Below are 10,669 nucleotides of genomic sequence, written 5' to 3' on the forward strand. Positions count from 1 at the left end.
CTTCTCCCAACACTCATCATGGCCAAGGGCCGTTCGTCATTTGCTTACCCGTGTCACGGGCGGCGTCGGCCGAATACAAACCGAAAGCGGGCGGAAGACAACCGCCCCCGTCATCCGTTCTTCACACGCCACACGATCAGAAGGACCATCACGAAGATCAGGCCCAGCGCCCCGGCCCGCGCGGCGCGCATCTGCCGGTTGCGTTTGGGGCTGTCCGTCTGCCAGCTGAGAAGGATCATCGCGATCCCCAGGACGGCGATGGCCCCGATGCAGCCAAGGATGAAGACGGCCTGTGGGGTCAAGGGATTCATGCGCGGCTCAGCAGACGATCGAGGGTCGATGTGGGGAGAAGGCGCTTCGCGACAGCCATGGCCTTCGTCGGCGCCGTGATGCGGTAGCGGGCGCGGGGGCGCTCGGCCTCCAGCGCGCGGGCGATCACGTCGGTCACGGCGCGGGCGGGCAGTTCCCAGCGGTCCGGCGTCTTTTCTTCGTAAAGGCGGTGCAGAAGGCCGCGATATTCGTCGGCGCGGGCGGCGGTCTTCCAGTCGATCCAGCGTTCGAAATGTGGGATGGCCTTGCGCCGCAGGTCCGACGTGATGGGGCCGGGCTGGATCAGGACCACGTGGACGCCCGTGCCCTCCATCTCCAGCCGCAGGATGTCGGTCAGGCCTTCCATCGCGAATTTCGTGGACGCATAGGCCCCGCGCCATTTCGCGCCCACGAAGCCCAGAACCGAGGAGCAGTTCAGGATGCGGCCATGCCCCTGCCTGCGCATGACCGGAATCACGCGACGGGTCAGGTCATGGGTGCCGAACAGATTGGTTTCGAAGATCGCGCGCAGGGCGTCGCGGGGAATGTCCTCCACCGCGCCGGGGCAGGCAAAGGCGCCGTTGTTGTACAGCGCGTCCAGCGTGCCGCCCGTGCGGGCCAGAACCTGATCCAGCGCCCCCTGGATGGAGGCGGGACTGTCCAGATCGAGAGGAAAGCTTTCCAGACCTTCGGCGGCCAGACGTTCGCAATCCTCGGCAGCGCGGCAGGTCGCGAAAACGCGCCAGCCGCGGGTGTGCAACCCCTTGGCCGCGTCATGGCCGATCCCGGAGGAACAGCCGGTGATGAGGATGGACCGTGTCATGCGCCCGTTATGGAACGCGGGGTCCACAAAGGCCAGCGCTCAGTTGCCGGCCATCCGCACCGGCATCGCCGCAAGGTATTCCGAGGCGACCCAGCCTTCGCCGCCGCTGCCTTCCAGACGGATCTGCGTCCACGGACCCTTGGTGGAGACGACGGTGACCTCTTCTCCGTGGTGCAGCTTGTCGAGGCTTTCGCTGCCGGTCGACGGGCCGGAGCGGAGGTTCACGGCGGCGGCCGTCACCACGGCCGTGGGCAGCGCGGTGGCGGTCTGGACCGCAGCCACCGTCTGGGGCACGGGGATGTAGCGGTAGGTTTCCACGGCGGCACGGGGCTGGGCATTGGCCAGACCGGCCCGCACCTGTCCCTTGTCCGTGCCGGCAACCACGAGGGTGGCATAAACGGCAGCGCTCAGAATCAGGGTCATGCGGATCATTTTGGCATCCTCGCTCGGCAGGATCTTGCTGGTTGGCAGAACAATCTCGCAGACGTGAAAAGGTTCCGCCCTCTGGACCGGCGGCGCGCAGGGGACTAGAGGATGGGGCATGACCGATGCCCCGAACGAACCCGCACTGACCTTCGAACCCCTGTCGCGCGCCATCGGCGAGCGGTACCTGACCTATGCGCTGTCCACGATCATGAACCGTGCGTTGCCGGACGCGCGGGACGGGTTGAAGCCGGTGCACCGGCGCATCCTTTACGCCATGCGCGAGTTGCGGCTGTCGCCCACCGGCGGCTTCCGGAAGTCGGCCAAGATCTCGGGCGACGTGATGGGCAACTATCACCCGCATGGCGACGCCGCGATCTATGACGCGATGGCGCGGCTGGCGCAGGATTTCAACGTCCGCTATCCGCTGGTGGACGGGCAGGGCAACTTCGGCAACATCGACGGCGACAACCCCGCCGCCTCCCGCTACACCGAGGCGCGGCTGACCCCCATCGCGGAAACGCTGATGGAAGGGCTGGCCGAGAACGCGGTCGATTTCCGCCCCAACTACGACGGCACGCTGGAAGAACCAGTGGTCATGCCGGCGGCCTTTCCGAACCTGCTGGCCAACGGCGCGTCGGGCATCGCGGTGGGGATGGCGACGAACATCCCGCCCCACAACCTGCACGAGCTGATCGACGCCTGCCAAGCGATGATCAAGACGCCGGACCTGCCGGACGAGGCGTTGGTGGACCTTGTGCCCGGTCCCGACTTCCCCACCGGCGGCATCATCGTGGAGCCGCGTTCGGTCATCCTGGAAGCCTACCGCACCGGGCGCGGATCGTTCCGCACCCGCGCGAAGTGGGAAAAGGAGGATCTGGGCCGCGGCAACTGGCAGATCGTGGTGACGGAGATCCCGTACCAGGTCCAGAAGTCCAAGCTGATCGAGCGTCTGGCCGAGCTAATCCAGACCCGCAAGGTGCCGCTTCTGGCCGATGTGCGCGACGAATCGGCCGACGACATCCGCATCGTGCTGGAGCCCCGGGCCCGGACGGTGGAGCCCGAGATGCTGATGGGCATGCTCTTCAAGAACTCCGACCTTGAAACGCGGTTCAGCCTGAACATGAACGTGCTGATCGACGGGCGCACGCCCAAGGTGTGTTCGCTGAAGGAGGTGCTGCGCGCCTTCCTCGATCACCGGCGCGAGGTTCTGGTGCGCCGGTCGCAGCACCGGCTGGACAAGATCGACCACCAGCTGGAGGTGCTGGAGGGCCTGATCACCGCCTTCCTGCATCTGGACCGCGTCATCGACATCATCCGTTATGACGACAACCCCAAGCGCGCCCTGATGGCCGAGGACTGGACGCTGACCCGCCCGAAGGCGGTGACCGAAGCGGACTATATCTCTCCCACCGGGGAAGGAACGCTGTCGGACGTGCAGGCGGAGGCGATCCTGAACCTGCGCCTGCGGTCCTTGCGGCGGCTGGAGGAGATGGAGCTTCTGGCCGAGCGCGACGCGCTGACCGCCGAGAAGGCTGATTTGCACGCCCTGCTGGAGAGCGAGGCGAAGCAGTGGAAGGCCATTGGCAAGGAGCTGGGAGCGATCCAGAAGTCCTTCGGGAAAGGCACGGCCCTGGGCGCCCGCCGTTCCGCCTTTGCCGAGGCGGGCGTGATCGAGGACGTGCCCTTCGAGGCCATGATCGAGCGGGAGCCGATCACCGTCATCTGCTCGAAGATGGGCTGGATCCGCGCCATGAAGGGGCATGTCGCGCTGGACCAGGACGTGAAGTTCAAGGACGGCGACGCGCCCCGCTTCATCTTCCACGCCGAGACGACGGACAAGATCCTGCTGGTCGGCTCCAACGGTCGTTTCTACACGCTGATCGGGGCGAACCTGCCCGGCGGGCGCGGCATGGGCGAACCCGTCCGCCTGATGGTGGACCTGCCGAATGAGGCGGAGATCACGGATCTCGTCATCTGGAAGCCGGGGATGAAGTGGCTGATTGCTTCCACCGCCGGGGACGGGTTCATCCTGCCGGCCGAGGAGGCGGTGGCGCAGACCCGCGCGGGCAAGGCCGTTCTGACGGTGAAGGATGGCGCAAGGACCGCGCTGGTGAAGCCGGTGACCGGCGATCACGTCGCAGTGGTGGGCGACAACCGCAAGATGCTGGTCTTCCCGATCAGCGAACTGCCCGAGATGGGCAAAGGCAAGGGTGTGCGGCTTCAACGCTACAAGGATGGCGGCCTGTCGGACGCGATCACCTTCAGCCTCGCTGACGGGATCGCCTGGCAGTTGGAAGGCGGCCGCAACCGGCGCGAAACGGACCTGTCCGAATGGCTGGCCGCCCGCGCGACGGCCGGCCGCATGGCGCCCCGGGGCTTCCCCCGCGACAACCGTTTCTGAAGGATGGGGCGTTTCGGGCTTGCGGCCCTTGGCTTTCCCCCTACTGTGACGCCGACCCAAGGGAGTGACGCATGCTGATCCGCATTCTTGTTCTGTGCGCCGGTCTGGCCGCCGTTTCCGCCTGCGGGCGACGCGATCTGGACGAACCGCCGGTGGACATGGGCAACTTCCGTCTGGGCCTGAACATCGCCGTGGCCGACAAGGCCGAGAAGGTGCCGATCTCGCGCACCGCCTCGGAAGAGGAATGGGAAGCCGCGATCACGGACGCGATTCAGCAACGCTTTGGCCGCTACAAGGGGTCGAAGATGTACAACATCGGGATCAGCGTCGACGGCTATGCCCTGGCCCCGCCCGGCATTCCCGTCATCGCCGCCCCGAAATCCGTGCTGGTGATCACGGCCAACGTCTGGGACGACGCGGCGCAGAAGAAGCTGAACGCCGAAGGCAAGCAGATCACCCTGTGGGAAGATGCGGGCGCCAACATCCTCGGCTCCGGACTGATCCGCGGGCGCGACCGGCAGATGGACTCGCTGGCCTACAACGCGGCCAAGCGGGTGGAGCAGTGGTTCCAGGAGAACCCGGAATGGTTCGACATCCAGTCGCCGGCCCCGGTTCCCGAAACCGGTTCGGACCCCGTGGTGGTGGCCGCGCCGCCGGTCGAGCCCGCCACCGCGGCGGGGCCATCCGTCAACTGACACTTGATTTTCCGCGCGGTGGTGAGTATTTGCCGCGCGGTATGAACCGGGCCCGGTGGGCCCCCGAAACTTCGAGGCGCCCACGATGGCAAAGGCAAAGTTTGAACGGACGAAACCGCACGTCAACATTGGCACGATCGGTCACGTTGACCACGGCAAGACGACGCTGACGGCGGCGATCACGAAGTACTTCGGCGAGTTCCGCGCGTACGACCAGATCGACGGCGCTCCGGAAGAGAAGGCGCGCGGGATCACGATCTCGACGGCGCACGTGGAATACGAGTCGGCGTCGCGCCACTACGCGCACGTGGACTGCCCCGGCCACGCCGACTACGTGAAGAACATGATCACGGGTGCGGCGCAGATGGACGGCGCGATCCTGGTGGTGAACGCGGCCGACGGCCCGATGCCCCAAACGCGCGAGCACATCCTGCTGGGCCGTCAGGTCGGCATTCCGTACATGGTCGTCTACCTGAACAAGGTCGACCAGGTGGATGACGAAGAGCTGCTGGAACTGGTGGAGATGGAAGTGCGCGAGCTTCTGTCGTCCTACGACTACCCGGGCGACGACATCCCGATCATCAAGGGCTCGGCCCTGGCCGCCATGGAAGGCCGCGATCCCGAGATCGGCGAGAACTCCATCCGCGCGCTGATCGCGGCCGTGGACGAGTACATCCCGACGCCGGCGCGCGCCGTGGACCAGCCGTTCCTGATGCCGGTCGAGGACGTGTTCTCGATCTCGGGTCGTGGCACGGTGGCGACGGGCCGCATCGAGCGTGGCGTCGTGAAGGTCGGCGAGGAAGTGGAGATCGTCGGCATCCGCGACACCAAGAAGACGGTGTGCACGGGCGTCGAGATGTTCCGCAAGCTGCTGGACCAGGGCGAAGCGGGCGACAACGTGGGCCTGCTGCTGCGCGGCGTGGACCGTGAAGGCATCGAGCGTGGCCAGGTTCTGTGCAAGCCGAACTCGGTGAAGCCGCACACGAAGTTCGAAGCCGAAGCCTACATCCTCACGAAAGAGGAAGGTGGCCGCCACACGCCGTTCTTCGCGAACTACCGTCCGCAGTTCTACTTCCGCACGACGGACGTGACGGGCACCGTCCAGCTGCCGGAAGGCACCGAGATGGTGATGCCGGGCGACAACCTGAAGTTCAACGTCGAGCTGATCGCGCCGATCGCCATGGAAGAGAAGCTGCGCTTCGCCATCCGTGAAGGCGGCCGCACCGTCGGCGCCGGCGTCGTCTCGAAAATCATCGCCTGATCTGGCAAAGCTTCAGCTTGTTTGAAAAGCCGCCCCCCGGGGCGGCTTTTTGCATTGGCGGCGCAGGGGAAGGGTGGGTCAAGAACCTGCATGACGGACATGCAATTTATGCAAGCCACATCGGAGCCTTATAAATAGGACGTTAAGTAAATGATATACAACAGATTTGTGACACAGCCCCTTCAACGCGGCTAACACCCGGCAAATGGCGGAAAAGAATTCCTCCTACGGCCCCTTTTCAAGCCGACAGGTGGTGTGCATATGGGAAGGGACGACAGAGAATGTCGCCTTAAAAAAGCAAAATGGAACACATCATGACACGCTTCGCCCTTGCATCCGCTGCTCTTATTGCCTTTGCCGGCATGGCTTCGGCAGCTTCGTCGAACCTGAGCTCAAACGCTCAGGTGACCCTTGCCACTCTGGCCCCGACCGTGCAGCTGGACACCCTGACCCCGCTTCAGGTTCGTGAAATCAACAACGCAGTGGCTTCGAACGACGGTCTGAGCCAGCCGGAACTGCGCACCATCCTGGCCAACTGATTTATTCGCGCGTCTGCTCTCGCGCTTGCAAGGCCGCCCAAACGGGCGGCCTTGTCTTTGGTTCCTTCAAAAAATCTCATGCTCAAGCTGAACTTTTTAGGTGATCCACGCGTTCTTTGGTCGTAGCCGCCTTGGAGCGGACGACCATGCGGCCACGCCGCTTCATAGAAGACGGAAGGATACTTGATGAAAGTTCTCGCTCTGACCACCGCCGCCCTCGTTGCCCTGTCGGGTGCCGCTTTTGCTCAAACCGCCGCTCCGGGTGACACTATGCTGGATTCCGGCGCGATCGAACAACTGCGCACGCTGGATCCGAATTTGGACGTGACGACGCTGACCCCGATCCAGATCAACGAAATCAACGAAGAAGTCGAAGATGACGGTCTGACGGAAGGCGAACTCGAGACGATCCTGGAAACGATGTAAGTCCCTTCAGCAACCATGCGGGCCGCCCTTTGGGGCGGCCTTTTGCATTTCTGGCCTTGCCAACCCCCGCATCCTTCTTTATCTGGCGGGCAAGTAGGAGTTTAGCTCAGTTGGTAGAGCATCGGTCTCCAAAACCGAGGGTCGTGGGTTCGAGTCCCCCAACTCCTGCCATATTCCCCGCCTTGATCCGCAAGTGCGAAGCGTGTATCAGCGCGCGGACGCGACAGAGGATGACGCAATGACCAATCCCATCCAGTTCTTCCAGCAGGTGCGCACCGAGGTCGGCAAGGTCGTCTGGCCAACCCGCCGCGAGGTGGTGCTGACGACGGTCATGGTTTTGGTGCTGGCCGCGCTGACCGCGACCTTCTTCTCGCTGGTCGATGTCGGCATCCGGACGGGCCTTGCCCAGATCCTCAAGGCGTTCTGATAATCCTTGTCATCGGGGGAGGGTGGCTTTATTGCCCCTTCCTGTGATCCTGGAACGGGCGCGCAGCGATTCGGTTGCGCGCTGTTTTACATTACGGGGCTAGGCCTCGAAGCAGATGAAGATAGGTGGCTGGCATGGCGAAGCGTTGGTATTCGGTAAGCGTCCTCTCGAACTTCGAGAAGAAGATTGCCGAGCAGATCAAGCAAGCCGTGATCGAAGCCGGTCTTGAGGACGAGATCGAGGAAGTGGTCGTTCCGACCGAGGACGTGATCGAGATCCGTCGCGGGAAGAAGGTGACGAGCGAGCGCCGCTTCATGCCCGGCTACGTGCTGGTTCGCATGGAGATGACGAGCCGCGGATATCACCTGATCACCTCGATCAACCGCGTCACGGGGTTCCTTGGCCCGCAAGGCCGCCCCATGGCGATGCGCGACGCCGAGGTGAACGACATCCTGCACCGCACCGACGTGACGGGCGAGGTCGCCGCACCGCGCAACCTGATCCGCTACGAGATCGGTGAAACCGTGAGCGTAACCGACGGCCCGTTCGAAGGCTTCACCGGTCAGGTGGAGGACGTGGACGAGGACAACTCGCGCCTGAAGGTCACCGTGTCGATCTTCGGCCGCGCGACCCCGGTCGAACTGGAATTCACTCAGGTGTCGAAAGGCAACTGAGGAAGCCCGTGGGAGGTCCCGTTTCGGGACCGGACCACTAAACCGTGCCTTCGGGCATTGTGACAAAGGAGAGGCCACATGGCCAAGAAGATCATCGGGCAGCTGAAGCTGCAAGTCAAAGCGGGGCAAGCCAACCCGTCCCCGCCCGTCGGCCCGGCACTGGGTCAGCGCGGCCTGAACATCATGGCCTTCGTGAAGGAATTCAACGCGAAGACCGCCGATATCGAGCCGGGCACGCCCACGCCGGTCATCATCACCTACTACCAGGACAAGTCCTTCAGCCTCGAGATGAAGACGGCTCCGGCCTCCTTCCTGCTGAAAAAGGCCGCAGGCCTGCCCCCCGTGGGCAAGCGCAACCGCGCCAAGGGCTCCGTGAAACCGGGCCGCGAAGTCGCGGGTTCGGTCACGGTCGCACAGATCCGTTCGATCGCCGAAGCGAAGATGAAGGACCTGAACGCCAACTCCGTGGAAGCTGCGATGCAGATCATCCTGGGTTCGGCGAAATCCTGCGGCATCGAGGTCAAGGGGTAAGTCATGGCCATTGGTAAACGTACGAAAGCCGCCCGCACCGCGTTCGAAGGCAAGAACCTGATCACGGTCGAGGATGCGGTCAAGCTGATCAAGGGCACGGCTTCGGCCAAGTTCGACGAAACGCTGGAAATCGCGATGAACCTGGGCGTCGATCCGCGTCACGCCGACCAGATGGTCCGTGGCGTCGTCACCCTGCCGAACGGCACGGGCAAGACGGTTCGCGTCGCCGTGTTCGCGCGCGGTGCGAAAGCGGACGAAGCCAAGGCCGCCGGTGCCGACATCGTCGGCGCCGAGGACCTGATGGAATCGATCCAGTCGGGCAAGATCGACTTCGATCGTTGCATCGCGACGCCGGACATGATGCCGCTGGTCGGCCGTCTGGGCAAGATCCTGGGCCCGCGCAACCTGATGCCGAACCCGAAGGTCGGCACCGTGACCATGGATGTCGCCGGCGCCGTCGGCAACGCCAAGGGCGGTGAAGTCCAGTTCAAGGTTGAAAAGGCCGGCGTGATCCATGCAGGTATCGGCAAGGTCTCCTTCGAGGAGAACAAGCTGGCCGAGAACATCCGCGCCTTCGTCGAGGCCGTGTCGCGCGCACGTCCGGCGGGCGCCAAGGGCACCTACGTGAAGAAGGTGTCCGTGTCCTCCACGATGGGCCCGGGCGTTGCACTGGACCTGGCTTCGGCCTCCGGCAACTGATCCTGCCTGCACCACAGGAAGGCCGCCGCCCGAAAGGGTCGGCGGCCTTTTTCGTTGGCCCCTTGCCGGGGGCGCGGTCGCGGTCTATAGGAGGCCTCTACAGCGTCCGCGCGATTCGTCGCGGGGTGCTGTATTCGTCCTAGACGGTGGGTGCGGAGCGATCCGCTTAATTGCCTGCCTGAGATGGGTTGTCGAGACTGTTTTTCCGGGGAATTTCCTCGGGCGATCATGGCCTCGGGACCCTTTGGGACCCGACGTCTTCATCCTTTCGGGTGAAGGCACCAACTGAGCCGGGGGGAAACCCCCATACTTGGAGTGAACCTGTGGATAGAGCCCAGAAAGAGCAAGTGGTCGAGGAACTCGGCCAGATCTTCGAAAGCTCTGGCGTGGTGGTCGTTGCCCACTATGCAGGTCTGACGGTTGCACAGATGCAGGATCTGCGCGCGCGCATGCGTGTCGTTGGTGGATCCGTACGCGTTGCCAAGAACAAGCTCGCCAAGATCGCCCTTGAAGGGAAACCCGCCGCTGCGATGGGTGACCTGCTCACGGGCATGACCGTTCTCGCCTACTCCGAAGACCCTGTCGCTGCTGCGAAGGTCGCGGAGGACTTCGCCAAGTCGACGGACAAGTTCGTCATCCTGGGCGGGGCCATGGGCGAGACGATCCTGGACACGGCCGGTGTGAAAGCCGTGGCCGCCATGCCGTCGCGTGAGGAGCTCATCGCTTCGATCGTCGGCTGCATCGGTGCGCCCGCCTCGAACATCGCCGGTGCCATTGGCGCGCCTGCTTCGAACATCGCCGGCATCCTCTCCACCCTGGAGGAGCGGGAAGCCGCCTGAGCAATCCTTGACCTGCGTGGTTGAATACACCCACGTCGGAACCCATCTTAATGAACGGAACAGAACATGGCTGATCTGAAAGCACTCGCCGAGCAAATCGTGAACCTCACGCTGCTGCAAGCGCAAGAACTGAAAACCATCCTGAAAGACGAGTACGGCATCGAGCCGGCAGCCGGTGGCGCCGTCATGATGGCCGGCCCGGCTGCTGGTGCAGGCGCACCGGCCGAAGAAGAAAAGACGGAGTTCGACGTCGTCCTGACGGACGCTGGCGCGAACAAGATCAACGTCATCAAAGAAGTGCGTGCGATCACCGGTCTGGGCCTGAAAGAAGCCAAAGACCTGGTCGAAGCCGGTGGCAAGATCAAAGAAGGCGTCGCGAAAGCCGAAGCCGAAGACATGAAGAAAAAGCTGGAAGCTGCTGGCGCGAAAGCCGAGCTGCGCTAAGCTGAACCGGTGCCTTCGGGCGCTGATCATCACACGAAGGCTGGGTCCGAGGAATTCGGGCCCAGCCGAACCTGTCTTGGAGGGGGCTTTCTCGAAAGCCTCGCCCAAGGCGCGGTTCACGGTTCGGGAGCCTGCCGGTGGGACGGTGGGCATGAATGGAACCTGACCCCCTGCT

Annotated in this window: 14 protein-coding genes and 1 tRNA gene; 12 read left to right on the forward strand and 3 right to left on the reverse strand. The window is 63.8% G+C overall.

The genetic code is table 11. From position 1 onward, the window contains the following. Positions 1-110: 110 nt before the first annotated feature. Genes ACSHZY_RS04755 through ACSHZY_RS04765 form a run of 3 tightly spaced genes read right to left on the reverse strand, consistent with a single transcriptional unit; the run spans position 111 to position 1,555 of the window. Positions 111-311, reverse strand: a complete 201-nt coding sequence (locus ACSHZY_RS04755) for a hypothetical protein (protein WP_435166169.1) — start codon at positions 309-311, stop codon at positions 111-113. Continuing rightward, positions 308-1,132 carry an SDR family NAD(P)-dependent oxidoreductase gene (locus ACSHZY_RS04760; protein ID WP_435166172.1) on the reverse strand — a complete coding sequence of 275 codons (825 nt, stop codon included), beginning with the start codon at positions 1,130-1,132 and terminating at the stop codon, positions 308-310. Before ACSHZY_RS04760 ends, ACSHZY_RS04755 begins: the two co-directional genes overlap by 4 nt. 39 nt (positions 1,133-1,171) lie before the next feature. Further along, positions 1,172-1,555, reverse strand: coding sequence for an SH3 domain-containing protein (locus tag ACSHZY_RS04765; RefSeq protein WP_435166175.1), 384 nt, complete (start codon positions 1,553-1,555; stop codon positions 1,172-1,174). A gap of 118 nt (positions 1,556-1,673) precedes the next feature. On the opposite strand from ACSHZY_RS04765, the gene parC reads away from it, so the two are divergent. The 12 genes from parC to rplL all read left to right on the forward strand — a co-directional run bounded on the left by parC (position 1,674) and on the right by rplL (position 10,494). Next, a complete protein-coding gene (gene parC / locus ACSHZY_RS04770; protein WP_435166178.1) occupies positions 1,674-3,959 on the forward strand; it encodes a DNA topoisomerase IV subunit A in 2,286 nt (761 codons plus the stop codon). Between the two features lie 71 nt (positions 3,960-4,030). After that, complete coding sequence (locus ACSHZY_RS04775) at positions 4,031-4,654, forward strand: hypothetical protein (protein WP_435166181.1); 624 nt, start codon at positions 4,031-4,033, stop codon at positions 4,652-4,654. Between the two features lie 85 nt (positions 4,655-4,739). Next, complete coding sequence (tuf, locus tag ACSHZY_RS04780; protein ID WP_435166184.1) at positions 4,740-5,915, forward strand: elongation factor Tu; 1,176 nt, start codon at positions 4,740-4,742, stop codon at positions 5,913-5,915. A gap of 314 nt (positions 5,916-6,229) precedes the next feature. Continuing rightward, positions 6,230-6,454 carry a hypothetical protein gene (locus tag ACSHZY_RS04785; RefSeq protein WP_435166187.1) on the forward strand — a complete coding sequence of 75 codons (225 nt, stop codon included), beginning with the start codon at positions 6,230-6,232 and terminating at the stop codon, positions 6,452-6,454. Between the two features lie 186 nt (positions 6,455-6,640). Beyond that, positions 6,641-6,880, forward strand: a complete 240-nt coding sequence (locus tag ACSHZY_RS04790) for a hypothetical protein (RefSeq protein ID WP_435166190.1) — start codon at positions 6,641-6,643, stop codon at positions 6,878-6,880. Between the two features lie 95 nt (positions 6,881-6,975). Beyond that, positions 6,976-7,051: transfer RNA gene (locus tag ACSHZY_RS04795), tRNA-Trp, on the forward strand. Between the two features lie 67 nt (positions 7,052-7,118). Beyond that, positions 7,119-7,307, forward strand: coding sequence for a preprotein translocase subunit SecE (secE, locus tag ACSHZY_RS04800; RefSeq protein WP_435166193.1), 189 nt, complete (start codon positions 7,119-7,121; stop codon positions 7,305-7,307). 134 nt (positions 7,308-7,441) lie between these two features. Beyond that, entirely contained in the window at positions 7,442-7,981 is a 540-nt protein-coding gene (gene nusG, locus ACSHZY_RS04805; RefSeq protein ID WP_435166196.1) for a transcription termination/antitermination protein NusG, read from the forward strand. Between the two features lie 78 nt (positions 7,982-8,059). After that, positions 8,060-8,512 carry a 50S ribosomal protein L11 gene (gene rplK, locus ACSHZY_RS04810; RefSeq protein ID WP_435166199.1) on the forward strand — a complete coding sequence of 151 codons (453 nt, stop codon included), beginning with the start codon at positions 8,060-8,062 and terminating at the stop codon, positions 8,510-8,512. A gap of 3 nt (positions 8,513-8,515) precedes the next feature. Continuing rightward, positions 8,516-9,211 (forward strand): 50S ribosomal protein L1, encoded by a 696-nt coding sequence (gene rplA, locus ACSHZY_RS04815; protein WP_435166202.1) that lies wholly within the window; start codon positions 8,516-8,518, stop codon positions 9,209-9,211. A 323-nt stretch (positions 9,212-9,534) separates the two neighbouring features. Continuing rightward, positions 9,535-10,050, forward strand: coding sequence for a 50S ribosomal protein L10 (gene rplJ / locus ACSHZY_RS04820; protein ID WP_435166205.1), 516 nt, complete (start codon positions 9,535-9,537; stop codon positions 10,048-10,050). 66 nt (positions 10,051-10,116) lie between these two features. After that, the gene (rplL, locus tag ACSHZY_RS04825) at positions 10,117-10,494 is read left to right on the forward strand and encodes a 50S ribosomal protein L7/L12 (protein ID WP_435166208.1); all 378 of its coding nucleotides are present in this window, start codon (positions 10,117-10,119) and stop codon (positions 10,492-10,494) included. Positions 10,495-10,669 lie beyond the last annotated feature (175 nt).

The sequence above is a fragment of the Falsirhodobacter sp. 1013 genome (assembly GCF_051195255.1).
Taxonomy (GTDB): Bacteria; Pseudomonadota; Alphaproteobacteria; order Rhodobacterales; family Rhodobacteraceae; genus Falsirhodobacter.